The sequence below is a fragment of the Streptomyces sp. LaPpAH-108 genome (assembly GCF_000373625.1).
Classification (GTDB): Bacteria; Actinomycetota; Actinomycetes; order Streptomycetales; family Streptomycetaceae; genus Streptomyces.
On the sequence record NZ_KB891993.1, the window covers coordinates 582,879 to 607,710 of the forward strand.

A 24,832-nucleotide genomic window follows, 5' to 3' on the forward strand; every position below is an offset into this window, starting at 1 on the left:
CTCCGCGTGGTGCGCGAAGTCGTGACAAGCCTCTCCCGCGCCCACTAGGGTGCGCGCCACGGACGAACCACTGGGGAGGCTGAGTTGGCCGGGACGGACGAGGAGGCCGTCGCCTCCAGCGACGCGCTGTACGTACTCACGGCGGTGCTGCTGACACCGGCGCAGTTCCCCAGCGTGCTGGGTGACGACTACCCGGAGGCGTGCGCGGCACTGGGACTGGCGCCGCGTGCCGACGGATACGGGCTGGTCCTCGGGCAGGACGGTGACGGGGCCCGCTGGACAGCCGTGATCGACGACGTGTCGCTGGTCGCCGTGGCCATCGCGTCCTGGGACTGCGGTATGGAGTACGACCTCTCGCCGGACGAGCGGACCGTCGTGGCGGCGCTGCCCGGCTGGCCTCTTGCCGTCGCCGTCGCGGCACCCGACGTACCCGCACCGCACGACCCGTCCCCGGAGGACGGGGGTAGGGAACCGCTCGTCCCGCCCGATGCCACGGTCTGGGGGCCGCCGCAGCGTCGTCTCGGGGCCGACGAGATAGCGCTCCAGTGGGCGACATGGCGGAGCAAGCTGCGCGGCGGCGTCTTCGCCACCCCGGACGACTCGGAGGAGTCGGAGAAGTCGGAGAAGTCGGAGAAGGGGGAGGCGAAGGCCGCGCCCTCGGCTGAGGAGCGCAAGCCGAAGAGCGGCCATCCGGGAGTCCGGCGGGTGCTGGCGGAAGCGCGCGCGTACCTCGACGCGCCGCCGCCGCTCGGCCGGATCCGCTCGGCGTTCGCCCCCGGGGACGCCCGGACGCTGCGCGCCGACGGACCCGGCTGGTCGATCGTGGCCCGCACCGACGACATCGCCTTCGTCCTCCTCGACGAGAAGCCCGGCGAGGTGCTGCCGGTGGGCCGCGGTCCGGAGCTTCCCGGACTGCTGGAGGCGCTGGACAAGATGGCCGTCCGGCCCAACTGATCCGACAGATGCTCCCGGCGGCACCGGAGGAGCCGCGCCACCCGCGCGAGCGCGGCCTCCGGTGCACGGTCCGCCGACGGCCGACTCGGCGAGAGGATCGACGCGGCTCGCGTCAGCGGCCCAGCTCCTTTCGCGTGACCCGGCGCAGCCTGCGCCGCTGCGAGGGGTCCAGCGCCAGATAGGCGGCGGTCGGGACTCCCACGATGACCAGAAGCGCCACCCACCAGGGCAGCCATATCAGCAAGATCAGCCCGACGGCCAGACCACCCACCGCGATCTTCGCGTTCCTGGACATGAGCGTCGCCTCCTTCGTCGCAGCCATTGCCGCTCTCTGCATGGGAAACGGCCTCGCGAGCCCTGCGGTTCCGGCTTCCACCCCTGAGACGCCCCTGAGGAACCCCTGAGACGCATCTCGGGGGCCTCTCAGGGACTACGAAGCGGTGAGGCCGGGTACATACCCGTACTCCACCCGGCGCGAGTGCTTCAGCCCCGCGCACCGAGCAGGTGGTCCATCGCCAGCTGGTCCAGCCGCTCGAAGGCCATGCCCCGCGCACCGGCGGACTCGACGTCGAAGTCCTCGAACGCGGTGCGGTCGGCGAGCAGCGGGTCCAGGCCGTCCGCCGCCGTCGGCTGGGCGAGCTGGTCCAGACGCGAGGCGCGCAGGGCCTCCTGGACCTCGGGATCGGCCCGGAAGGCGGCGGCGCGGTCCTTCAGGATGAGGTAGTTGCGCATGCAGCCTGCCGCCGACGCCCACACCCCGTCGAGGTCCTCGGTCCGCGGCGGCTTGAAGTCGAAGTGCCGGGGGCCGTCGTAACCGGCGCTCTCCAGCAGGTCGACGAGCCAGAAGGCGGACCGGAGGTCCCCGGCGCCGAAGCGCAGGTCCTGGTCGTACTTGATGCCCGACTGGCCGTTGAGGTCGATGTGGAAGAGCTTGCCCGCCCACAGGGCCTGGGCGATGCCGTGCGGGAAGTTGAGGCCCGCCATCTGCTCGTGCCCCACCTCGGGGTTGACGCCGTACAGCTCGGGCCGCTCCAGGCGCTCGATGAAGGCGAGGGCGTGACCGACGGTCGGGAGCAGGATGTCACCGCGCGGCTCGTTCGGCTTGGGCTCGATGGCGAAGCGGATGTCGTAGCCCTGCGCGGTGACGTACTCGCCGAGGAGGTCGAACGCCTCCTTCATCCGGTCCAGCGCGTTGCGCACGTCCTTGGCGCCGCCGGACTCGGCGCCCTCACGGCCGCCCCAGGCGACGTAGGTGCGGGCGCCGAGTTCCACGGCGAGGTCGATGTTGCGGATGGTCTTGCGCAGGGCGTATCGGCGCACGTCGCGGTCGTTGGCGGTGAATCCGCCGTCCTTGAAGACCGGGTGCGTGAAGAGGTTGGTGGTGGCCATCGGCACGGTCATGCCGGTGGCGTCCAGGGCCTGCCGGAACCGCTTGACGTGCGACTCGCGCTCGGTCTCCGAGGCGCCGAACGGAATGAGGTCGTCGTCGTGGAAGGTGACCCCGTGGGCGCCCAGCTCGGCCAGGCGCTGGACCGTCTCGACCGGGTCGAGGGCACGGCGGGTGGCGTCGCCGAAGGGGTCCTTGCCCTGCCAGCCGACGGTCCACAGACCGAAGGTGAACCTGTCCTCGGGGGTGGGCTGGTAACTCATGTCGCGGCTCCTTCGCTGCGCACGGCTATTTCGTCATGGCCGTTTACAAATTAGTATGCGAACACATCTCTGGGAAGAGACAAGGTGTCTTGGACAGTGAGGCGGGCCCTCGACGGGTGTCGCGCGGGTTCGACGGAAACGCGGATCACGCCGGTGCCGGGGCCTCTCGCCGTCTGCCCCGCAGAGCCGCGGAAGAGGAGAGCCCGATGTCAGCAGCCGAGGGTCCGCTCGTCGTCGGCGTGGACACGTCCACGCAGTCCACGAAGGCGCTGGTCGTCGACGTGGCCACCGGGGAGGTGGTGGCGAGCGGTCAGGCGCCCCACACGGTCTCCTCCGGCGAGGGCCGGGAGAGCGACCCCCGCCAGTGGTGGGAGGCCCTGTGCGAGGCGCTGCGTCAGTGCGGCGACGCGGCCCGAGAGGCGGCGGCCGTGTCGATCGGCGGCCAGCAGCACGGCCTGGTCACGCTGGACGGGCGCGGCGAGCCGGTACGCCCCGCGCTGCTGTGGAACGACGTCCGCTCGGCGCCGCAGGCCCGCCGCCTCGTCGACGAACTGGGCGGTCCGAAGGCCTGGGCGGAGCGCACGGGAAGCGTGCCCGGCCCCTCGTTCACGGTGACGAAGTGGGCGTGGCTGGCCGAGCACGAACCCGAGGCGGTCTGCGCCACCAAGGCGGTGCGCCTCCCCCACGACTACCTCACCGAACGCCTCACCGGTCAGGGCACCACCGACCGGGGCGACGCCTCCGGCACCGGCTGGTGGGCGTCCGGGACGGAGACGTACGACGAGGAGACCCTGGCGCACGTGGGTCTCGACCCGGCGCTGCTGCCGCGTGTGGTGCGGCCCGGCGAGGTAGCCGGAACCGTTCGTGACAGCCATGATCTGCCGTTCTCCAAGGGAACGCTGGTCGCGCCGGGCACGGGCGACAACGCAGCCGCCGCGCTCGGTCTGGGACTGCGCCCGGGCACCCCGGTGCTCAGCCTCGGCACCTCGGGCACGGTGTACGCCGTCTCCCGGCACCGGCCCGCCGATCCGACCGGCACGGTCGCCGGTTTCGCCGACGCCCATGGCGACTGGCTGCCGCTGGCCTGCACTCTCAACTGCACGCTCGCGGTGGACCGGATCGCCGCCCTGCTGGGCCTGGACCGCGAGGCCGTGGAGCCGGGTGCGTCCGTCACGCTGCTGCCGTATCTGGACGGCGAGCGCACGCCGAACCTGCCACACGCCTCCGGTCTGCTGCACGGGCTGCGCCACGACACGACCGCCGGTCAACTGCTCCAGGCGGCCTACGACGGCGCGGTCCACTCCCTGCTCGGCGCCCTCGACCTGGTGCTCGACCAGGATGCCGACCGCACCACTCCCCTGCTGCTGATCGGTGGCGGGGCGCGTGGGACGGCCTGGCGGCAGACGGTACGCAGGCTGTCGGGCCGTCCGGTCCAGATCCCCGAGGCCGGGGAGCTGGTCGCGCTCGGCGCCGCAGCTCAGGCGGCGGGCCTGCTGACCGGCGAGGACCCGGCGGCGGTGGCCCGCCGCTGGAACACGGCGGCGGGTCCGGTGCTGGACCCCGTGGAGCGGGACGAGGCCGCCCTCGCCCGGATCTCCGGGGTACTCTCCGACGCGGCCCCGCTGCTGGAGCGGGATACGGAACGGCGCTGAGCGGAACGGCTCGGCCGCGCACTCACGGACCGGCGGCGCACCATGGACGCCGTCGACGCCGTGAACCCGCAGGGCACCATGGTTGCCGTCGACCGACGGGACATCATGGACCGGCGGTACGAGGGAACACCGAGGAAACGACGGAGGCATGACCGCACCCCTGCCCGACGCGCGCCCGCCGAGAAAGGGACGCGCGCTGCCGGACACCCAGCACGGCATACGCCGACGCAACCTGGGGCGCGTGATGCACGCCGTCAGCGCGGAGGGCCCATTGTCGCGCGCCGCGGTCGCCTCCCGCATCGGCCTGACCCGGGCGGCCGTCTCGACCATGGTCGACGATCTGATCCGCTGGGAACTCCTGGAGGAGCTGGGTCCTGAGCGGCCCAGCCGGGTGGGCCGCCCCGGATCGGCGCTCGCGGTCAGTGGGCGGGGCCCCGCGGGCATCGGTGCCGAGGTCGGGGTGGACCATCTCGCCGTGTGCGCCGTCGACCTGCGCGGCAGGGTGCGCGCCCGGGCGGTGCGCCACGGCTCCAACCGGGGGCGCGCTCCCGAACCGGTGACGGAAGAACTCACAGGCCTGATCCGCCAGGTCGTGGCCGAGGCGGAACGGGACGGCCTGTGGGCCGCGGGGCTCGCGGTGGCCGTACCGGGGCTGATCGCCCGTGACGGCCGTACGGTCGTTCGCGCGCCGAACCTCGGCTGGCAGGACACCGACCTCGGCGCCCTGCTGCCCGCCGAACTGTCCCCGTCCGTGGACAACGAGGCTAATTTCGGCGCTCTGGCGGAGCTGTGGCTCGGCGCCGGTACGCCTCCCGACTTCCTGCACGTGTCGGCGGAGATCGGCATCGGCGCGGCGGTCGTCGTGGACGGGGACCTGCTGCGCGGAACGCGGGGATTCGCGGGCGAACTGGGCCATGTGCCGGTCCGGCCCGACGGGCCCGCGTGCCCGTGTGGCGGCCGGGGATGCCTGGAGCAGTACGCGGGCGAGGAGGCGGTCCGGCGCGCGGCCGGCATCGCGCCGCACGAGGAACTGCTCGGGCTGCTCGCGGAGCGCGCCGAGTCGGGCGACCGAGCCGTACGCACCGCCCTGAGCGACGCCGGTACGGCGCTGGGCATCGCCCTGACCGGAGCGGTCAATCTCCTCGACCCCGACACGGTCGTCCTCGGCGGGGCCCTGGCCGGGCTCTCGCCCTGGCTGCTGCCCTCGCTGGAGGCGGAGTTGCGCGGTCGCACGGCCGGTCCGGCCTGCCCGGTGACGGTGTCCACGCTCGGTCCGGAGGGTCCGCTGCTCGGCGCGGCCCACGCCGTGGTGCGGGCGGTGCTGGACGATCCGGCGGTGGTGGCGGAACGGGCCTGATCCCTGGCCTGCTGAGGCGCTGCGAATCGGTTCCTGGTGCGGCTCGGTGCCCGGCGCTCGGTACAGCTCGGTGCCCGGCGTCGCGACTGCCGAAACTCACTCGTTCAGGCGGCGGAGTTGTCCACAGCCCCCGTCTCGTCCACGGAAACGTCGCACGGTCTTCTGCGCAACTCGCCCTCGCCGTACCGTGATTCACACGAGGCGCGACCGCCGGACCAGCCCGGCGGCACACGCACTCCGGTGAGCCGGACGCGTGCCGGTGGGCAACCCGGGAGGCCCAATCCCCTCGGCCGCCGCGCGTGGCACTGAACTGCTCGCACGTGGCGGGGATACACACGTGACAGCCGTTCATGTGTGCGGCGTTCCCGATAGGCGGGCGCGGCCTCGGTACGGGGCCGGGCACCGGCTCCGGCAGTCGGCCACCGATCGGCTGTACCCAACGTCCCACCCTCAGAAAGGCATCGACGATGGAAAAGAAGCGGGCCCTTCACCACCCGAGCCGACGCGGCCTCCTGAAGGGTGCGGCACTCGCCGCCGTCCCTTACGCGGTGCTTTCCGGACCCCAGGCGAGCGCGCAGCCCGCCCTGGACTATCCCGACGGGGAATGGCATCCGGCGAGCAGCGCCAACTACACCGCGTCGAGCCGCCCTTCCACCTACACGATCGATCGTGTGATCATCCACGTCACCCAGGAGACCTTCAACGGCGCGCTGAACATCTTCAGCGACCCGGAGAAACAGGTGTCCGCGCACTACGTCGTGCGCTCGGCGGACGGTCACGTCGCCCAGTGCGTGCGGGAGTCCGACATCGCCTGGCATGCGGGCAACTGGGACTACAACACCCGCAGCATCGGCATCGAGCACGAGGGCTGGGTGGATCAGCCCTCCTACTTCACGAACGCGCTCTACGAGCAGTCCGCGCGGCTGACGGCGACGATCTGCGCCAAGTACGGCATCCCGAGAGACAGAGAGCACATCATCGGCCACTACCAGGTGCCCGGCACCGATCACACCGACCCGGGCGTGAACTGGGACTGGGTCCGCTACATCAGACTGGTCAATTTCGCCTAGTTGCACGTCATGCCGGTTGTCCACGCCGACACCGCGCGTGACGATGACCCCAGCTGTTCCACCGTCCGGGGAGGACGAGTTGACCGATCAGTGGGTGGCCCTGGAACCAGGAGCCGACCCGGCCGAACGGGTCCGGACGCTGCGCCAGGCGCACGAGAAGTTCACCATGGCGGGCACGGTGCCGCAGCGGGTGCGGTCGGTCGTCGCGGAGTCCTGGCGGCGCAGCGCGCGGGCGGGCGTGCGGGTCGACGGGACGGCGAGCGTGGAGCTGACCGACGGCGACCTGGGCGTCTATCGTGCCGAGCATCCGCTGGCCCGGGTGATGCCGCTGTTCAGAGAGCTGCTGGGCACGTTCGCCGCCGACGGCGAGCATCTGCTGGCGGTGTGCGACGCGCACGGCAGGCTCATGTGGGTCGAGGGCCATCCGGCGACCCGGCGCCAGGCGGACCGGATGAACTTCGTACCGGGTGCGCGCTGGTCGGAGACCGCCGTCGGGACCAACGCGCCCGGCACCGCCGTCGCCGTGGACCGGCCCGTGCAGGTCTTCTCGGCCGAGCACTTCATAAGGCGCGTGCAGCCGTGGACGTGCGCGGCGGCGCCGGTGCACGATCCGCGCACCGGGCGGGTCCTCGGCGCCGTCGACATCACCGGTGGGGACCGGCTGGCGCATCCGCACAGCCTGGGCTTCGTCCAGGCTGTGGCACGGGCGGCCGAGTCGCACCTGGCCCTCCTCGCCCCGCCGGGCAACGCCGAGGACGCGCCGTTCCTGAGCGTGCTGGGCCGTGACGAGGCGCAGCTCCGGCTGGGCGACGGGCAGCGGATCGGGCTCAGCCGACGGCACAGCGAGATCCTTGTGCTGCTGGCCCGTCACCCCGAGGGCATGACCGGCGACGAGCTGCTGTGCGCGCTGTACGCGGACGAGTCGGTCACACCGGTGACGCTGCGCGCCGAGCTGGCCCGGCTGCGCCGACTCCTGAAGCCGGGGCTCCTGGCCTCACGCCCGTACCGGCTGACGGCGCCGGTGGAGTCCGACGTCGCCGTGGTGGAACGCAGGCTGGAGGCAGGGGCGCTCACCGCGGCGTGCAGGGCGTACCGGGGTCCGCTGCTGCCGGGTTCACAGGCGCCCGCGGTCGTACGGCTCCGGCGACGGCTCGCCGCCGCCCTGCGGACGGCACTGATCACGCACGGCGATCCGGATCTGCTCGCCGACTGGGCGCACGCTCCGTGGGGCGAGGCCGATCTGATGGTGTGGCGAGCGCTGGCGGCGGTCCGGCCGACGCCTCCGGTACGAGCACGGCTCGCGGCGCTGGAGGCCGAACTGGCCGCTCCCGCGCCTGTGCTCCGGCGGCCACCCAGGGCTCGCACACCCGTTCTGACCAGCGACGCAACATATTTGCAACGTCCGCCCGTCTAGTTTTCTCACCGAGAGCCGTCCAACGGCGGGCGGCACTTCACCGGGAGGCAGAGCAGCATGACCCGATACGCGACGCCCGGATCCGAGGGCTCGATCGTCTCCTACCAGCCGCGCTACGACCACTTCATCGGCGGTGAGTACGTCCCACCGGCGCGCGGCCAGTACTTCGACAACCCGTCACCGGTCAACGGGCAGCCGTTCACCGAGATCGCGCGCGGCACGGCGGAGGACGTCGAGCGGGCGCTGGACGCGGCCCACGCGGCGGCACCGGGCTGGGCCCGTACGTCGGTGACGGAGCGTTCGGACATCCTGCTCAAGATCGCCGACCGCATGGAGGCCAACCTCGAGGCCCTGGCGGTGGCCGAGACCTGGGAGAACGGCAAGCCGGTCCGCGAGACGCTGGCCGCCGACATCCCGCTCGCCATCGACCACTTCCGGTACTTCGCGGGAGCGATCCGCGCGCAGGAGGGCTCGCTCGGCGAGATCGACGACGACACCGTGGCGTACCACTTCCACGAGCCGCTCGGCGTGGTCGCGCAGATCATCCCGTGGAACTTCCCGATCCTGATGGCGACCTGGAAGCTCGCCCCGGCGCTCGCCGCGGGCAACGCGGTCGTCCTCAAGCCCGCCGAGCAGACCCCGGCATCCATCCACTACTGGATCAGCCTCGTCGCCGACCTGCTGCCGCCGGGCGTGCTGAACATCGTCAACGGCTTCGGGGTGGAGGCGGGCAAGCCGCTGGCCTCCAGCCCCCGGGTGGCGAAGGTGGCGTTCACCGGCGAGACGACGACCGGGCGGCTGATCATGCAGTACGCCTCGGAGAACATCAAACCGGTCACCCTGGAGCTCGGCGGCAAGTCGCCCAACATCTTCTTCGACGACGTGTGGCTGCACGACGACGACTTCCGTGACAAGGCGCTCGAGGGCTTCACGATGTTCGCCCTCAACCAGGGCGAGGTGTGCACATGCCCGTCCCGTGCGCTCGTCCAGCGCGGTCACTACGCCGAGTTCATCGAGGCCGCCGTCGCCCGCACCAAGCTCATCAAGCCCGGTCACCCCCTCGACACCGAGACGATGATCGGCGCCCAGGCGTCCAACGACCAGCTGGAGAAGATCCTCTCCTACCTGGACATCGGCCGCCAGGAGGGCGCCAAGGTCCTCACCGGCGGCGAACGCGTCGAGTACGACGGCGAGCTGAAGGGTGGTTACTACGTCCAGCCGACCATCTTCGAGGGCGACAACCGCATGCGGATCTTCCAGGAGGAGATCTTCGGCCCGGTCGTCTCGGTCACGTCGTTCGACGACTTCGACGACGCCATGAAGCTGGCCAACGACACCCTCTACGGCCTCGGCGCCGGCGTCTGGACCCGCGACATCAACACCGCCTACCGCGCGGGCCGCACCATCCAGGCGGGCCGCGTCTGGACCAACTGCTACCACGCCTACCCGGCCCACGCGGCCTTCGGCGGCTACAAGCAGTCCGGCATCGGCCGCGAGACACACAAGATGATGCTGGAGCACTACCAGCAGACGAAGAACCTGCTGGTGTCGTACTCCCCCAAGAAGCTCGGATTCTTCTAGGCACAAGCGAAAGGCGCCTGCCCAGGGTTCTCACCCGTCAGGCGCCTTTCGCTCGCCGGGGGTGTCTACTCCCGGGCCTGGTTCGGGTCGATCGGGATTTCCCGGGCCATGTTCTCGGCGCGCTTTTCGGCGCCCAGCTGCTGTGCCGCGGTGCCGCAGCAGCGGTCGTACTGGTTCTGCCAGTCCGTCATGAAGGTGTTGTAGTTGGACTGGCCGGTGAGCTTCAGGTTCGACTCGTCGTTGTGCCAGATGCCGTTGCTCGTCCAGTTCGAGGAACCGACGAACACGAGCTTGGAGTTGGCCGTACCCGCGTAGGTGCCGTTGATCATCATGTACTTGTCGTGCGTGTAGTGGAGAGCGTTGCCGTTCGCGTCAGTGCCGCGGCTGGTGTCGTGCACGTCGATGTTCGGCCGGTTCTTCAAGTAGCTCTGCACGCTGTCGTCGACCTGGTCGGCGGTGATCAGGATATGGATCTTGACGCCGGTGCCGGCCAGGCTCACCAGCTTCTTCGGCAGTTCCAGATAGTTCCGGTCGCCGGGCTGGCCGTGCGAGGTCCACTGGAACATGGCGATGTTGATCGTGGCCGGTGCCTTGATGTTGTTCAGGAAGTCGACCCAGGTGTCGCTCCCGGAGCGCGTCTTGGGCCACTGGTAAGAGGGCGGAGACAGTTTCCTGGCGGCCTTGCCGTCGGTGGAGTTGTAGTAGTCGGGCGCCAGCGGGCCCGGGCCGTTGAGCGCGCCCTTGGCCATCGCGGTGAAGTAGTGGACGTAGGAGTTGTACAGGTCGACATTGCCCTTGACGGTGGCGCTGCTGTTCCACGCCGTTCTGGCCTGGGCGCCGGTGGGGTTGGCGCTGCTGACGGTCACCGTCCGGTTCGCGTCGCTTCCGCCGCTGAGCATGTAGTACTTCGCGTGCAGGGCGGAACCCTCGAAGTGGGACAGACAACCGCCCGGGCACAGCGCGGCAAAGCTGGAGGCTCGCGGGTCGTTGCCCAGCTCGGTGACCATCGACTGCCAGACCGCGTTGTCGCTGTGGGCGTCCATCAGCGCTTTGACGATGACACCGCGCTGGTGCGCCGCGATCAGGGCGTTGGCGAAGTCCGGGCCCGGCTGTCCGCCGCTGATCGAGTACATGGCGACGCGGATGGTCTGCCCGCAGCCGGCGCTGTTGATCGAGTCGATGATCGGGCCCATGACCTTCATCTGGGCGGCGGGGTCCTCCGGGTCATTGAAGCGCGCGCCCGGGCTGGAGGTGAACGTCCGTTGCTCACAACTGAGCGGGTCCTTGGCCTTCTTGACCGCGGCGTGCGCCGGTGCCGTCGACAGCAGGGTGAGGACCAGCGCGGTGAGCAACGTGATCGTTCTCTTCATGGGCGGCCTTTCGCTGGGCTGTTGCTGACGAAGAGTCGGGTTGCCACGAGAGTCCCGCAGCAACCAAGCCGCCGTGAGCGGAATCTACTGCTGTCCCACTGATTGTTCCGGAATCAGTGTGCAGTCCCCGCCTCATGCATCGCAAGATCCCTCGAGCGAGTGAGCGGTCTCGGGGCGCCGCTCCGTCGGCCTCCCGCTTTCGTCGTGATGGTGCGTCACCCCGCGTCACCCCACCGACGCGCGTTCCCCGGCAAAGGTCTCCGCCAGCCCTTCGATGAGCGCCGCCGCCCAGCAGGAATGGTCGTGACCGCCCAAGTAGACGTTCAGGGAGGCGTCGAATCCGCGGGCCGCCATCAGCGTGTGCAGCCGGTGCAGGTCGTCCACCATCGTGCCCTCGTTGGAGCCCACGTCCATGCGGACGCGGACATCGGTGACCGGCGCCTGGGCGACCTGCTCGTACAGCCACGTGTCCCGTCCGTCGACGCCCGTCTGCGGACGTGAGGCCATCCCGGGGCGCCACCAGGTGGAGGCCGAGTGGGCGAGAACCGCACCGAAGGCGGCCGGTCGCCGCAGAGCCGTGGCCAGAGCGGTGAGTCCCCCCAGGCTCTGTCCGCACAGCACGGTGCGCCGAGGTCCGGCCCAGCCGGGCAGTTCGGCGGTCACCGCGGGCAGCAGTTCGTCGGCCAGCATGTCGATGAACGCCGGGTTGGCGCCGAGCTGGCGCATCCGTGCCGCCGGATCGGACCCCGCCTCGACACCCAGGACGGCCAGGGGCGGCATCCGGCCCGCCTCGACGGCGGCGGTGACGGCGGCGGTGATGCCGTACTGGTCGAACCACCGCTCGCCGTCGAACACGACGAGCAGACCGGGTGTGCCCCGGGAATCGTCGAGGTCAGGGACGAACCGCCGTACGCGGTAGGTGGTCCCGTCGGTGGCGGGGAAGTCGAATGCGTCGGTGCGGCACGCGGAGGAGGGTGCGGGGGAAAGCCACTCGGCGAGCGAGGGCGCGCCTTCCAGCTCGATCAGGGAGCCGAAGGGACCGGTGGCGTGCGGGTTCAGCGGGTCCGTCCGGTCGTCCGGCAGCAGCCGTGAGGCGCCGTCGCGGGGACCGTCCGGCGTGAGGTGCGGATCGTCCGGGCCGAAGGGATGGATGCGGTAGGCGCAGCGCAGGCCCACGGGCAGTCGCAGGCTGACGTACCAGACGTCGGTGCCGTCGAGTCGGCGCATCATCCCGCGCCGTACACGGTGCTTGTCGGTGACGCGGTTGGCCAGGAGATAGACGCCCGTGACCGGCCGGTCCTGGCGCCACACCACCGTCACCAGGCGTTCGCCCGGGGCGTCTTGCAGAGGTTCGACCAACGGCGTGCCCCGGTGGGTGACATCTCGCCAGAACTGGTCGAGCACTTCGCGCCCCCCGGTGCGCACTTCGGTCAACAGACGTGCCAGGAACGGGCTTTCGGGGTGTGTCGACGGTGTCTCGTTCGTCATGACGAGTTCGCCTCCCTCAACAGGCCGCGATAGAAGTTTAGGTAAGGCTAACCTAAGTAATGGAGTCGCTTATGCGTGTGCTCTTCATCGGACCGCCGCTGTACGGACTGCTGTATCCGGTCCTCTCCCTGGCCCAGGCGTGTGGCAGCCGGACCTCGTCGTCTATCCGCCGCTCGGAGTCGCCGGGCCGCTCGTCGCGGCCAAGTACGACCTGCCCGTGGTCATGCAGACCGTCGGCTTCGGACACCAGCGCCGGCACATCGAGGGCGTGACACGCTCGATGGACGACGCCTACGCCCGGCACGGCGTCGCGGCGCCCCAGCCGGACCTGGCCTGGCTGGACATAGCCCCGCCGAGCATGCGCGTGCTCGACGAGCCGGACCTGTGGTCGATGCGGTACGTCCCCTTCAACGGCGGCACCGTCCTGGAGGACTGGTGGAGCGCCGACACCGGACGGCCCCGCGTCGTCGTCAGCCTCGGCACGCTCAAGCCGATGGTCGACGGCATCGATCTGATCAAGTGGGTCGTCGAATCCGCCCACGAGTCGGACGCGGAGTTCGTCCTGTCGCTCGGCGAGCACGGGCAGCGGGAGATCGGCTCGCTGCCGGACAACGTCCGCCTCGTGTCCTGGATCCCGATGGGGCCGCTCCTGGGCCGCGCCGCCGGGTTCATCCACCATGGCGGCGCCGGGAACACGCTGACCGCGCTGTCGGCCGGAGTCCCGCAGATCGTGTTCGGCCAGGGCGCGGACCGGCCCGTCAACGCCGAGACCGTGCGGGATCGCGGTTGCGGATTCGTCCCGGCCGAGCACGGGCTCGTCAAGGCCGACATCGACCGGCTGCTCACCGACCCGGCGCTGCGGACCGCCGCCGCCGAGGTGCGCGACGAGATGCGCACGCAGGACCCGCCGACCGTCGTCGCCCGGCGGCTCGCCGAACTCGTCGCCTCGGGCACCCGGCCCGGCCGGACGACCTCACCCGCACGCAAGGACCGCTGAGGAGACATGCCGATTTCACTGTTCCCCACGACAGGACCCGGCTGGCTCCGGCGGCTGATGAGCATCTGCCTGAGCCGCAAGCGGCTCATGACCGCGATCGTGCTCTCGTCCATTCTGAGCATCGTCCTCGTGACACTCGGCCCGCTGCTGACCAAGGACGGCGTGAACCAGGCCGTCGCCGGTGACAGCGGCGGCATCGCCCGGGTGGCCGGGGGTCTCGTCCTGATCGCCGCGATCGACTTCGCGGGCAACTACGTCCGCCGCTTCACCGGCGGCAAACTCGCCCTCGACGTCCAGCACAGCCTGCGCGAGGACGTGTTCCGCAGCATCCAGCGGCTCGACGGGCCCGGCCAGGACAAGCTGCGCACCGGCCAGGTCATCTCCCGCACCAACAGCGACCTCCAGCAGATCCAGCAGATGCTGACGATGCTTCCGGTGCCGCTGACCGTCGTGACGTACTACCTCTTCGGCATCACCGCGATGTGCTGGCTCTCGCCCCGGTTGACCGTGGTCACCGTCGCCGTGGTCGTCGCGCTCGGTGCCGTCGCCCTGTGGACCAGGCGCCGTGTCTTCGAGACCTCGGCCCGGGCGGCGAACGACGCGGCGGAGGTGACCGAGCACATCAAGGAGGTCATCGACGGCGTCCGCGTCGTCAAGGGCTTCGGCCAGGAGGAGCGGGAGGTCCGCTGGCTCGACCGGGCCACACGCGGCCTCTTCGGTCGGCGGATGCGGATGATGCGGGTGCATGCCGCCCCCGGGGCGACCATGCTCGCCCTGCCCGTCCTCGGTCAGATCGCCGTCCTCGTCTACGGCGGCAGCATGGTCATGGACGGCTCGATCGACATCGGTACGTTCATCGCCTTCGCCGCGTATCTGACCATGCTGACCGGCCCGACCCGGGTGTTCGCGTCGTACCTGGTGATCGCGCAGCGCACGCGCGCCTCGGCCGAGCGGATCTTCGAACTCATCGACTCCCGGCCGGAGATCCACGACGGAACCGCCGATCTCCCCGTATCCCCCACGGAGTTGGTGTTCGAGAACGTCGGCTTCGGTTACACCCACGACGACCCGGTCCTGTGCGACGTCTCCTTCCGCGTCGGAGCCGGGGAGACCGTGGCCGTCGTCGGCCCCTCAGGGTCCGGCAAGTCGACGCTGTCGCTGCTGATACCGCGGTTCTACAACGCCACTTCCGGCACCATCGCCCTGGGCACCGCGGACGGCCGCACCGACATCCGCGAGCTGCGTCTGGAGGCCCTGCGGGCCGACGTCGGCGTCGTCTTCGAGGAGCCGTTCCTGTTCGCCCGCAGCGTCCGGGAGAACATCGCCTACGGACACGAGGGCGCCACGGACGAGGAGATCGTCGCCGCGGCCGAGGCGGCGGGCGCGCACGCGTTCATCGCCGCGCTGCCCGCGGGCTACGACACCGAGCTGACCGAGCGCGGGCAGAACCTCTCGGGCGGTCAGCGTCAACGCCTAGCCCTGGCAAGGGCGTTGCTGCAGCGGCCACCGGTGCTGATCGTCGACGACGCGACCTCCGCGGTGGACGCCACGACCGAGGCCGCCATCCACCGCGCCCTGGAGGAGTACGTCGGCGGCGACCGGATCACCGTGCTCATCGCCCGCCGCCGCTCCACGCTGGAACTCGCCGACCGGATCGTGGTGCTCGACGGCGGTCGCGTCGCCGACATCGGCACCTACGCCGAACTGGCCGAACGCAGCGTGCTCTTCCAGGAGTTGATCGCGGGTGACGGCGACGCCATCGACGCCCGCACCGCGCGTACCCCGAGCGAGCTGTGGCCGGCCCGGGAACAGGGGGACGAGGAGGATTCCACGGCCCCGGCCGGTCGGCGCGACCGGTTCGCGGAGATCCCGCCCGCGGTGCTCGCCGACGTGGCCCTGGAGACGCCGCCCACGCTGAGGGCGATCCTGCGCCCGGTGCGGGGGCTGCTCATGGTCGCGCTCGGGCTGATCGCCTTCGACGCGCTGGCGCGTGTGGTCGTGCCGGTCCTGCTGCAACGGGGCATCGACGACGGCATCTCGCTCGGCTCGATGAGCACGGTCTGGTGGATCGCCGCGATCTCCCTCGCCCTGTGCGCGGCCAACTGGTTCGTCTACACCTACCAGACCCTGACCAGCGCCCGCGCATCCGAGTCCGTGCAGTACGCCCTGCGGCTGCGCAGTTACCGGCATCTGAACCGGCTGGGCCTGGACCACTACGAGAAGGAGAGCGCGGGCAGCCTGCTCACCCGGATGACCGTGGACATCGACTCCCTGTCGAAGTTCCTTCAACAGGGCATGGTGCAGGGCCTGGTGAGTGTGCTGACGATGGGCGGCATCGCCGTCGCCATGTTCGTGCTGGACCACCGGCTCGCCCTCGCCGCGCTGGCGCCGTTCCCGGTGATCGCGCTGATCACGCCGGTCTTCCGCAGGCTGAGTTCGAGCGCGTACCAGGAGGCGCGTGACCAGCTCGGCAAGGTCAACAGTTCCCTGCGGGAGAACGTCGCGGGCCTGCGCGTCGCCCAGTCCCACGGCAAGCAGCACAGCACGGAGAAGCACTTCAGCGCCTTGTCCAACCTGAACCGGCTCATCCAGGTGAAGGGCCAGCGGTACATCTCGCTGTACTTCCCGTTCCTGGCGTTCTGCTCCGAACTGTCGATGGCCCTGGTCGTGCTGGTCGGCGGACACCTCGTGGCGAGCGGCTCCGTGACGACCGGTGTGCTCGCGGCGTTCCTGCTGCTGCTCGGCCAGTTCTACGGGCCGAGCAGCAGCTCTCGTCCATCTACGACTCCTATCTGCAGACCCGTACCAGCGTGCGTAAGGTCACCCAGCTGCTCGCCACCGAACCGGCCCGGTCCCCGGCCGCCGATCCGGTCCCGGTGTCCGGCCGGTTCAGCGGACGTCTCGAACTGCGGGACGTGACCTTCCGGTACGAGGGAGCGGCCGAGGACACGATCGACATCGCGGACCTCACCCTGGAGGCCGGGCTGAGCGTCGCCGTCGTCGGCGCCACCGGCGCGGGCAAGTCGACCCTGGTGAAGCTCCTCGCGCGGTTCTACCGCCCGGCGTCCGGCACGATCCGCCTCGACGGGGTCGACATCGGCCACTACGACCTGGCCGGTTACCGGCAGCGGATCGGCATCGTCCCGCAGGAGGCCCATCTGTTCGAGGGCGACATCGCGGAGAACATCCGCTACGGCCGCCCCGACGCGAGCGATGCCGAGGTCACCGCCGCCGCGCGGGCGGTCGGCGCGACCGCGGCCATCGCCCGGCTGCCCGGCGGGTTCCGGCACGCCGTGCGCCAGGCGGGCGGCAATCTGTCGGCCAGCGAGCGTCAGCTCGTCGCCCTGGCCCGGGTGGCGCTGGTCGAGCCCGACGTGCTGCTGCTCGACGAGGCCACCGCGATGCTCGACTCGGGCACCGAAGCCGCCGTGCTCGACGGCATGTTCCGGGCCGCCCGGGACAAGACGGCCCTGCTGGTGGCCCACCGTCTGACGACGGCCGCCCGCTGCGACCGGGTTCTGGTGATGGACGCGGGCAAGCCGGTCGAGTACGGCACACACGACGAACTCCTGGCGCGCCAGGGGGCGTACGCCCGGCTGTGGGAGAGCGCGCGGCCCCAGGCGCCGTCCCGTCAGGAGGTCGGATCGGGGGTCTGAGCCGCGCCCCCTCGCCCTGTACGACGGAGTCCCCCCGGCCATCGCCGGGGGGACTCCTGTCGGACCTTCCGGTCACACGTGATGCGCCTTGCGCTCCCGCAGCAGCAGCCACGCCAGGAACAGGCCGCCGCCGACCCCGGTCACCACTCCCACGGGCATCAGGGCCGATCCGGTCACGCGCTGCGTCACCAGATCGGCGGTCGTCACCAGAAGGGCGCCCATCCACGCGGAGGGCAGCACGTTCGGCCCCGCCGCCCGGGTGACGCGCCGGGCCAGCTGGGGCGAGGCCATCGCGAGGAACGGGATCGGACCGGCGGCGGCCACCGCCATCGCGGTCAGGCCGGTGCCCGCGCACAGCAGGATCAGGCGGCTGCGTTCCGGCGGCACACCCAGCGCGCCCGCCGTGTCGTCGCCCATCTCCAGTATGGTCAGCCGACGCCCGTGGACCAGGACGACGGGAACGCAGACCACGAGACCGAGCCCGGCCATGCGTACCTCGTTCCAGCCTCGGTCGTTGAGAGAGCCGATCATCCAGCTCGCCGCCTGCGCGGCCTTGCCGATGTCGGCGCGGACGTACAGGAAGCTGGTCGCCGCCCCGAGCACCGCGGACACGCCGATGCCGACGAGCACGAGCCGATACCCGTGCACGCCACGGCGCCAGGCCAGCAGATAGACCGCCGTGGCCGTGGCGAAGCCGCCGACCAGCGCGCCGAGCGCGGTCTGCGGGGCGCCCGCGTTCAGGAAGATGATCGCGACGAGCGCGCCCGCGGACGCGCCGTTGCCGAATCCGATGATGTCCGGGCTGCCCAGCGGGTTGCGGGTGAGCGACTGGAAGACGGAGCCGGCCATGCCGGTGCCGAAGCCGACCAGGACGGCCACAAGGGCACGGGGCAGCCGCAGGCCGAGCACGATGAACTCGGCGCCGGGCGGCCCGTTCCCGGCGAAGGTCCGCAGGACCTGAGCGGGCGACAGCTCGTAGGTGCCGGTGCCGACGGAGAGCACGACCAGGAACGCCGTCAGCACGATCAGCGCGAGGCAGACGAGGACCGTGCGCGGGTCGAAGCGGAGAGAGTAGCGGCCCACACGGAGTCGGCCCGCGCGCAACTCGACGCGGATCGGGCGCTGTTCGTCCTGAACCAGGGTCGTCACAGCTGGGCCACCTTCCGCTGGCGTACGAGGTGGACGAAGAGCAGCCCACCGAGGAACGAGGTGACGATGTCCGCCTGGATCTCGGACGGCGACGCGACGACCCGGCCGATCACGTCGGCCCCGAGGAGCAGGGCGGGGGCGAACAGGGCGCAGTAGGGGAGCATCCAGCGCGGGTCCGGTCCGGTGAACGCCCGGACGGCGTGCGGGATCATCAGGCCGACGAAGCCGATCGGGCCGCACACGGCGGTGGCGCTGCCGCACAGCAGGGTGATGGCCACGACGGACAGGATCCGGGTGCGGCGTACCGAGGTGCCGAGCGCACGCGCGTGGTCCTCGCCGAGCGAGAGCGCGCCGAGCGGCCGGGCCAGGGCGAAGGCCAGCAGGGCACCGGTGACCAGCAACGGCAGGGCGGCGAGCAGGAGTTCGGGGTCGCGTTTCTCCAGCGTGCCGACGGACCAGTAGCGCATCGTGTCGAGGGTGCTCAGGTCCCACAGCTGGAGGCCGTTGACGTAGCCGAACAGGGCCGCGTTGACGGCGGTGCCCGCGAGGGCGAGCCGGACCGGGGTCGCCGCGCGGGTGCCGCCGAGCGCGTTGACGAGGACGGCGGCGACGGCGGCGCCGAGCAGCGCGAACCACAGATACCCGGTGAACGAGGTGATGCCGAGGACGCCGATCGCGGTGACGACCGCGGCCGAGGCTCCCGCGTTCACGCCGAGCAGTCCCGGATCGGCGAGCGGATTGCGGCTCAGGACCTGCATCACACCGCCCGCCAGGCCGAGCGCCGCGCCGACGGCGATCCCTATGAGGGTTCGTGGCAGCCGCAGTTCACGGACGATGTTGTCGTACCGGGAGCCGGAGGGCGAGAACAAGCCGGACCACACGTCGCCGAGCGGGATGTGCTCCGCGCCGACGGCAAGCGACAACGCACACGTCGCGACGAGGAGGACCACACCGGTCACCAGGCCGGTCAGCCGTGGGGAACGGCGGGGTGGCGTGGCCGATAGTCGCGGCGTCTCCCCCGGGCGGGGACGCGTTTCAGTCACCATGCACTTAGGTTAGGCTAACCTAAACGCGCATGCCAGTGATCACACTGCCGGAACTGCTCGGCCGTCGGCCGATTCAGCGGAGGAAGAGGAGACATGCGCGCCCAGACCGCAGGCCCCGCCCCGGATCTGACGGACCGTCGGCCGGTCCGCTTCACCGGTCCTCGGCGCCGGACCGCGTGTCACGGACCTCCGCGCCGTCACCTCTCCTCGCCCCGCGCGCCCGGTCGCCGGTCGGCCGAACGCCGCGCGGGCCCACCGGCCCGCCGCACATCCCTTCCCCTCTTGTTTCCTTAGGAGCATCACGCACATGTCCCTCAACCGAACCTCCCGCCGCGCGGTCCTGCTCTCCTGCACCGCCGCCGTCACGGGAGCCCTGCTCCTGAGCGCCTGCGGCAGCGACGACAGTGACAGTGACAGCGGGAAGGACAAGACCGCGGCGGCCACCACACGTCAGATCACCGACGCCCAGGGCCGCAAGGTCGAGGTGCCCAGCGACCCGCGGAAGGTCGTCACGCTCAGCGAGCCGACCACCGATGCCACTCTCGCCCTCGGCATAGAGCCCGTGGGTGTCACCGCAGGCCGGGGCCAGCAGGGCGTCTCCACCTACCTCGCCGACAAGGCGTCCAAGGCGCAGGTCGTCGCGACCGTCGCCGAGGCCGACATGGAGAAGCTGGCCGCGCTGCACCCCGACCTGATCCTGCTCGACGAGACGACCGGTGCGAAGAAGACCGTCGACAAGCTCCAGGAGATCGCGCCGACCGTCGTCACCGCGAAGCTGAACGAGGACTGGAAGAAGTCCTTCACCGACACGGCCGACGCCCTGAACAAGAAGGCGGACGCCGAGAAGTGGCTGACGGACTTCGACACGGAGGTCGCCGGTCTCAAGAAGCAGCTCGGTGGCAACGCCGGGCGGTCCGTGTCCGTCATCCGCTGGCAGGACGGCGCGCCCTCGGTCGTCGGCAAGGGCGACGGGGTCGTCGGCTCCACGCTGAAGGCGCTCGGCATGACCCGCCCGAAGGACCAGCAGGGCGCGAGCGCCGGGCACAGCGAGCCGGTCTCCCTGGAGAAGCTCACCACCATCGACGGCGACTGGCTGTTCTTCGGCACGCTCGGCGACAAGGCCGACGGCGAGAAGGCGTACCGCGAGGCGCGGAAGGTCACCAACTTCGGGAAGCTGCGGGCCGAGAAGGACAAGCACGTCGTGGTCGTCGAGGGCTCGGCGTGGAACAGCGCCGGTGGTCCGCTCTCCGCGCGGATCGTGCTCGACGACATCAAGGGCGCGCTGGCCGAGCGATAGCCCCGGCGTCCGGTCAGGATCCGGCGGGCGCCGGTAGGCCCGCGCCCGCCGGTCGCACCGCCCGCGCGGCGAGGAGCACACGCCCCGCCGCCCCCGAGGGACGGACGGTGACCTGACGACGACCTTCCCCCTCGAAGTATGGTTAGCCTAACCTAAGTTGACCGCCTCTTCAGTGACGGAGATTGCAGGCCATGGTGCCGTACCAGACCTCCCGTTCCCTTCGCCCCACCGCCGATGCCACGCGGGACACCCTCCGGAAGGCCGTGGTCAAGTGAGGTCGCACACCGCCCCGGACGACCACGGACTCGCGGGCCGGATCGCTCTGGTGACAGGCGCCGGACGCGGAATAGGCGAGGCGGTGGTGCGGGCGTTCGCCGAACGGGGCGTCCGTGTCATCGCCACCGACCTCGACGGCGACCAGGTCGGACAGGCGGCGAAGCTCACCGCCGGCCTCCCCGGCACGGTCCTCCCCCGGCGCCTGGACGTGACCGACGCGGCGGCCGTCGACGCGCTCGTCGGCGAGATCGAGGAGACCGAGGGCCCGCTCGACATCGCGGTCAACGTCGCCGGTGTGCTGTGGAGTTCACCGGTGGAGAGGCTCAGCGACGCGCAGTGGGCCGCCACGTTCGCGGTCAACACCACCGGCGTCATGCATGTCTCGCGCGCCGTGACCCGCCGTATGACGGCCCGGGGCCGCGGCTCCCTCGTCACCGTCGCCTCCAACGCGGCCGGTATTCCCCGGTCCGGGCTGTCCGCCTACGCCGCCTCCAAGGCCGCCGCGGTCATGTTCACCAAGTGCCTCGGCCTGGAGGTGGCCGCGCGCGGGGTGCGGTGCAACACCGTCTCCCCCGGCTCGACCCTCACCGACATGCAGCGGGCCCTGTGGACCGAGGGCGAGGACGAGGCCGCCGCCCGCCGTGTCATCGAGGGCGACCTCGCGGCCCACCGCACCGGCATTCCGCTCGGCCGGATCGCCGACCCCGCCGACATCGCCGACGCCGTCGTCTTCCTCGCCTCCGACCGCGCCCGCCACATCACCATGCACGACCTGTACGTGGACGGCGGCGCCACGCTCCGGGCATAAGACCGCCCCGCACCGCACCGGTCCCCCCTCATCGACGGCCGACCCGCACCGGCCCCACTCCACCATCGACGGCCGACCCGTGCCGGCCCCCCACCGAGTGCCGCCGCGCGGCGGCCAGTTCCCACGGAGATCACCATGTCCACCCCTGTACGCGCGTCCGGCGTCCCCACCCAGGACGGTTCCGACGCCCTGCACCGGCCGCTTCCCTCGCACCTCACTCCTGGTGCGGCCACCGCTCTCCTCGACGCCTACCGGCCCGGCGAGGACCGCTTCCTGGCCACCCCTCATCGCACCCTGCTCGGCCATGGCACCGCCACCGAACTCCCGTCCGGCGACGAGCCGGTGACCGTACGGGTCAAGGCCGTGCTCGACGCCCGCCGCCGGGCCGGTGACCGCGACCCGGTCGTCCTGGGCGCGCTCCCCTTCGACCCCTCGGCACCCGCCGCGCTCGCCGTGCCGCGAACGGTGCGGCGCGCCCAGGCGCTGCGCGAGGACCCGCTCATCGCCCTGCCCGCGACCGCCCCCGCGCCCGTCGACTGGCGCGTGCGGGAGGTGCCGTCGGCCGCGGAGTACGGCGAAGCGGTGGCCGCCGCCGTGGCACGGATGAAGGCCGGTGACTTCGCCAAGGTCGTTCTCGCCCGCACGCTGGAACTGACCAGCGACACCGAGCCGGACCTGTCGGCGATGCTGCGCCGCCTGGCCCGCCGCGACCCGTCCGGCTACACCTTCGCGGTGCCCAGCGGCCCGGGCCGCACCCTGGTCGGCGCCAGCCCCGAACTCCTGGTCTCCCGCACCGGCCGCCGTCTGACCGCCAATCCCCTGGCCGGGTCGGCGCCGCGCTCCACGGACCTCGCCGAGGACGTACGACGCGCGGCGGCGCTGCTGGAGTCGGAGAAGGATCTGCACGAGCACGCCGTCGTGGTGGACGCGGTCCGCGCGGCCCTCGCACCGTACTGCTCGCGCCTGAAGGTGCCCGAGCGGCCCACCCTGGTGCGCACGGCGGCGATGTGGCACCTGTCGACCACCGTCACCGGTGACATCACCGACCCCGCGACCACCGCGCTGGATCTCGCCTGTGCGCTCCACCCCACCCCGGCGGTGTGCGGGACTCCGACCGGCCTCGCCCGCAAGGTGATCGCGGAGTCCGAGCCGTTCGACCGCGGCGCCTACACGGGCATGGTCGGCTGGCAGGACGCCGACGGTGACGGCGAGTGGGTCGTGACGATCCGCTGTGCCGAGGCCGAGGGCCGCACCCTGCGCCTGTTCGCCGGGGCCGGGATCGTCGCCGGGTCCTCGCCGGAGGCCGAGACCGCTGAGACCGGTGCCAAGTTCGGCACGTTCCTGACCGCCGTGGGAGCCTCCCTGTGACCGCGCCGGACACCGCGAGCACCGCCCTGGCGACCACGCCGGGACTCGACGCCCCCACCTGGCCCGCCGAGTTCGCCGCACGGTACCGGGCGGCCGGCTACTGGCGCGGGGAGACCTTCGGCGGGGTGCTCCGCGACCGCGCCGCCGCCCACCCCGACCGGATCGCGCTGGTCGACCCCGCCCCGGAGCGCCGTACCTGGACCTATCGGGAGCTGGACGAACGGGCCGACCGCCTCGCCGCCGGGTTCGCCGCGCGGGGCATCGGCAAGGGCGACCGCGTCGTCCTCCAGCTGCCCAACATCGGGGAGTTCGTCGAGGTCGTCTTCGCCCTCTTCCGCCTCGGCGCGCTGCCGGTGTACGCGCTTCCGGCGCACCGGGAGACGGAGATCGCCTACTTCTGCTCCTTCACCGAGGCCGTCGCGTACGTGGTCCCCGACCGGCACGCCGGTTTCGACCACCGCGAGCTGGCGTCGAAGGTGAAGGCGAACACGCCCAGCCTGCGGGAGGTGTTCGTCGTCGGCGACCCCGGTGAGCACACCGCCCTCGCCGACGTGCCCGCCGACCCCGTGGACCTCCCCGCCGGTCCGCAGCCGCACGAGGTGGCCTTCCTCCAGCTCTCCGGCGGCACCACCGGACGGTCCAAGCTGATCCCGCGCACCCACGACGACTACCTGTACTCGCTGTGGGGCTCCAATGAGATCTGCGGTGTCGACGCGGGCACCCGCTTCCTGGTCGTGCTCCCTGCGGCGCACAACTTCCCGATGAGTTCGCCCGGTTGGCTCGGCGTGCTGTACGCGGGTGGCACCAGCGTGCTGTGCCCGGCGCCCGACCCGGCGACCGCGTTCCCCCTCGTCGAGGCCGAACGGATCACCATGACGGGCATGGTGCCCCCGCTCGCCCTGGTGTGGACCGACGCCGCCCCGGACAGCGCGTGGGACCTGTCGAGCCTGGAACTGGTGCTGGTGGGCGGCGCCAAGTACAGCGAGGCCGCGGCCCGTCGTCTGGAACCGGCACTGGGATGCCGTCTGATGCAGGTCTTCGGCATGGCCGAGGGACTGGTCAACTACACGCGCCTGGACGACGATCCGGAGACGGTCGTCACCACCCAGGGTCGCCCGATCTCCCCGGACGACGAGATCCGCGTCGTCGACGACGAGGACCGCGACGTCCCCGACGGCGGCTTCGGCCATCTGCTGACCCGTGGCCCGTACACCATCCGCGGCTACTGGCGGGCCCCCGAGCACGACGCGCGCTCCTTCACCCCGGACGGCTTCTACCGCACCGGCGACATCGTCCGACGCACCCCCACCGGCCATCTGGTGGTCGAGGGCCGGGCGAAGGACCAGATCAACCGGGGCGGGGAGAAGGTGGCGCCGGAGGAGGTCGAGAACATCATCCTCACCCACCCGGCCGTCCACGACGTCTCGGTGGTGGGCGTGGCCGACGACTACCTGGGGGAACGGACCCTCGCCTACGTCGTCCTGCGCAAGGACGCCGAACCGCTGAAGCCCGTGCACGTCAAGAAGTTCGTGCGCGAGCGCGGCATCGCCGCCTACAAGGTGCCCGACCTGGTGGAGTTCGTCGACGCCTTCCCGCAGACCGGCATCGGCAAGGTCAGCAAGAAGGGACTGCGCTCCACCGCGAGCGCCGCCGAGCAGCAGCCGTCGCCGCCCCCACAGCACTGAAAGGCCCCCACCCC

Annotated in this window: 19 protein-coding genes; 13 read left to right on the plus strand and 6 right to left on the minus strand. The window is 71.3% G+C overall.

Annotated elements, in window-relative coordinates:
• Window positions 1–84 precede the first annotated feature (84 nt).
• Window positions 85–954 carry a hypothetical protein gene (locus tag B079_RS0114120; RefSeq protein WP_018546466.1) on the plus strand — a complete coding sequence of 290 codons (870 nt, stop codon included), beginning with the start codon at window positions 85–87 and terminating at the stop codon, window positions 952–954.
• Between the two features lie 112 nt (window positions 955–1,066).
• Here the strand turns inward: B079_RS0114120 and B079_RS0114125 are convergent, their stop codons facing one another.
• Together B079_RS0114125 and xylA are read right to left on the minus strand one after the other, a co-directional pair.
• Window positions 1,067–1,249, minus strand: a complete 183-nt coding sequence (locus B079_RS0114125) for a hypothetical protein (protein WP_018546467.1) — start codon at window positions 1,247–1,249, stop codon at window positions 1,067–1,069.
• Window positions 1,250–1,437: 188 nt separating this feature from the next.
• Window positions 1,438–2,604, minus strand: coding sequence for a xylose isomerase (gene xylA / locus B079_RS0114130; RefSeq protein WP_018546468.1), 1,167 nt, complete (start codon window positions 2,602–2,604; stop codon window positions 1,438–1,440).
• Between the two features lie 206 nt (window positions 2,605–2,810).
• Here xylA and xylB point away from each other — a divergent pair, with 206 nt between their 5' ends.
• The 5 genes from xylB (at window position 2,811) to adh (ending at window position 9,678) form a co-directional block, all read left to right on the plus strand.
• Window positions 2,811–4,256 carry a xylulokinase gene (gene xylB, locus B079_RS0114135; RefSeq protein WP_018546469.1) on the plus strand — a complete coding sequence of 482 codons (1,446 nt, stop codon included), beginning with the start codon at window positions 2,811–2,813 and terminating at the stop codon, window positions 4,254–4,256.
• A 148-nt stretch (window positions 4,257–4,404) separates the two neighbouring features.
• Complete coding sequence (locus B079_RS0114140; RefSeq protein ID WP_018546470.1) at window positions 4,405–5,613, plus strand: ROK family transcriptional regulator; 1,209 nt, start codon at window positions 4,405–4,407, stop codon at window positions 5,611–5,613.
• Window positions 5,614–6,080: 467 nt separating this feature from the next.
• A complete protein-coding gene (locus B079_RS0114145; RefSeq protein WP_018546471.1) occupies window positions 6,081–6,683 on the plus strand; it encodes an N-acetylmuramoyl-L-alanine amidase in 603 nt (200 codons plus the stop codon).
• Window positions 6,684–6,762: 79 nt separating this feature from the next.
• The gene (locus B079_RS32010; protein ID WP_018546472.1) at window positions 6,763–8,097 is read left to right on the plus strand and encodes a GAF domain-containing protein; all 1,335 of its coding nucleotides are present in this window, start codon (window positions 6,763–6,765) and stop codon (window positions 8,095–8,097) included.
• Window positions 8,098–8,154: 57 nt separating this feature from the next.
• Window positions 8,155–9,678, plus strand: a complete 1,524-nt coding sequence (gene adh / locus B079_RS0114155) for an aldehyde dehydrogenase (protein WP_018546473.1) — start codon at window positions 8,155–8,157, stop codon at window positions 9,676–9,678.
• Between the two features lie 65 nt (window positions 9,679–9,743).
• Here the strand turns inward: adh and B079_RS0114160 are convergent, their stop codons facing one another.
• On the minus strand, window positions 9,744–11,048 hold the full coding sequence (locus B079_RS0114160) for a phospholipase D-like domain-containing protein (protein WP_018546474.1): 1,305 nt from the start codon (window positions 11,046–11,048) through the stop codon (window positions 9,744–9,746).
• 225 nt (window positions 11,049–11,273) lie between these two features.
• Window positions 11,274–12,536, minus strand: a complete 1,263-nt coding sequence (locus B079_RS32015) for an alpha/beta hydrolase-fold protein (RefSeq protein WP_018546475.1) — start codon at window positions 12,534–12,536, stop codon at window positions 11,274–11,276.
• 139 nt (window positions 12,537–12,675) lie between these two features.
• Between B079_RS32015 and B079_RS32020 the strand changes: the two genes are divergently transcribed.
• Genes B079_RS32020 through B079_RS36445 form a run of 3 tightly spaced genes read left to right on the plus strand, consistent with a single transcriptional unit; the run spans window position 12,676 to window position 17,189 of the window.
• Window positions 12,676–13,533: a glycosyltransferase gene (locus tag B079_RS32020; protein ID WP_018546476.1), complete on the plus strand. Its 858-nt coding sequence runs from the start codon at window positions 12,676–12,678 to the stop codon at window positions 13,531–13,533.
• A gap of 6 nt (window positions 13,534–13,539) precedes the next feature.
• Window positions 13,540–16,452 carry an ABC transporter ATP-binding protein gene (locus tag B079_RS32025; RefSeq protein WP_078495934.1) on the plus strand — a complete coding sequence of 971 codons (2,913 nt, stop codon included), beginning with the start codon at window positions 13,540–13,542 and terminating at the stop codon, window positions 16,450–16,452.
• Complete coding sequence (locus tag B079_RS36445; RefSeq protein ID WP_324604059.1) at window positions 16,344–17,189, plus strand: ABC transporter ATP-binding protein; 846 nt, start codon at window positions 16,344–16,346, stop codon at window positions 17,187–17,189. The genes B079_RS32025 and B079_RS36445 overlap by 109 nt, the downstream gene beginning before the upstream one ends.
• 72 nt (window positions 17,190–17,261) lie before the next feature.
• On the opposite strand, the gene B079_RS0114180 is transcribed toward B079_RS36445, so the two are convergent.
• Complete coding sequence (locus B079_RS0114180) at window positions 17,262–18,338, minus strand: FecCD family ABC transporter permease (protein ID WP_018546478.1); 1,077 nt, start codon at window positions 18,336–18,338, stop codon at window positions 17,262–17,264.
• Window positions 18,335–19,384 carry a FecCD family ABC transporter permease gene (locus B079_RS0114185; protein WP_051095091.1) on the minus strand — a complete coding sequence of 350 codons (1,050 nt, stop codon included), beginning with the start codon at window positions 19,382–19,384 and terminating at the stop codon, window positions 18,335–18,337. Before B079_RS0114185 ends, B079_RS0114180 begins: the two co-directional genes overlap by 4 nt.
• Window positions 19,385–19,691: 307 nt before the next feature.
• Between B079_RS0114185 and B079_RS0114190 the strand changes: the two genes are divergently transcribed.
• The 4 genes from B079_RS0114190 (at window position 19,692) to B079_RS0114210 (ending at window position 24,818) form a co-directional block, all read left to right on the plus strand.
• Window positions 19,692–20,681, plus strand: a complete 990-nt coding sequence (locus B079_RS0114190; protein ID WP_018546480.1) for an ABC transporter substrate-binding protein — start codon at window positions 19,692–19,694, stop codon at window positions 20,679–20,681.
• Window positions 20,682–20,952: 271 nt separating this feature from the next.
• A complete protein-coding gene (locus B079_RS0114200) occupies window positions 20,953–21,765 on the plus strand; it encodes a 2,3-dihydro-2,3-dihydroxybenzoate dehydrogenase (RefSeq protein WP_018546481.1) in 813 nt (270 codons plus the stop codon).
• A 135-nt stretch (window positions 21,766–21,900) separates the two neighbouring features.
• Window positions 21,901–23,133 (plus strand): isochorismate synthase DhbC, encoded by a 1,233-nt coding sequence (dhbC, locus tag B079_RS0114205; RefSeq protein ID WP_018546482.1) that lies wholly within the window; start codon window positions 21,901–21,903, stop codon window positions 23,131–23,133.
• Window positions 23,130–24,818, plus strand: a complete 1,689-nt coding sequence (locus B079_RS0114210) for a (2,3-dihydroxybenzoyl)adenylate synthase (protein WP_018546483.1) — start codon at window positions 23,130–23,132, stop codon at window positions 24,816–24,818. The genes dhbC and B079_RS0114210 overlap by 4 nt, the downstream gene beginning before the upstream one ends.
• Window positions 24,819–24,832: the final 14 nt, after the last annotated feature.

Bases quoted from the DNA above. Each gene is read 5' to 3' on its own strand.
- adh (WP_018546473.1), top strand. From the start codon at position 8,155: ATGACCCGATACGCGACGCCCGGATCCGAGGGCTCGATCGTCTCCTAC.
- B079_RS0114160 (WP_018546474.1), bottom strand. From the start codon at position 11,048: ATGAAGAGAACGATCACGTTGCTCACCGCGCTGGTCCTCACCCTGCTG.
- B079_RS0114145 (WP_018546471.1), top strand. From the start codon at position 6,081: ATGGAAAAGAAGCGGGCCCTTCACCACCCGAGCCGACGCGGCCTCCTG.
- B079_RS32015 (WP_018546475.1), bottom strand. From the start codon at position 12,536: ATGACGAACGAGACACCGTCGACACACCCCGAAAGCCCGTTCCTGGCA.
- B079_RS0114125 (WP_018546467.1), bottom strand. From the start codon at position 1,249: ATGTCCAGGAACGCGAAGATCGCGGTGGGTGGTCTGGCCGTCGGGCTG.
- B079_RS32025 (WP_078495934.1), top strand. From the start codon at position 13,540: ATGCCGATTTCACTGTTCCCCACGACAGGACCCGGCTGGCTCCGGCGG.
- xylB (WP_018546469.1), top strand. From the start codon at position 2,811: ATGTCAGCAGCCGAGGGTCCGCTCGTCGTCGGCGTGGACACGTCCACG.
- B079_RS0114140 (WP_018546470.1), top strand. From the start codon at position 4,405: ATGACCGCACCCCTGCCCGACGCGCGCCCGCCGAGAAAGGGACGCGCG.
- B079_RS0114185 (WP_051095091.1), bottom strand. From the start codon at position 19,384: ATGGTGACTGAAACGCGTCCCCGCCCGGGGGAGACGCCGCGACTATCG.
- B079_RS0114190 (WP_018546480.1), top strand. From the start codon at position 19,692: ATGTCCCTCAACCGAACCTCCCGCCGCGCGGTCCTGCTCTCCTGCACC.
- xylA (WP_018546468.1), bottom strand. From the start codon at position 2,604: ATGAGTTACCAGCCCACCCCCGAGGACAGGTTCACCTTCGGTCTGTGG.
- dhbC (WP_018546482.1), top strand. From the start codon at position 21,901: ATGTCCACCCCTGTACGCGCGTCCGGCGTCCCCACCCAGGACGGTTCC.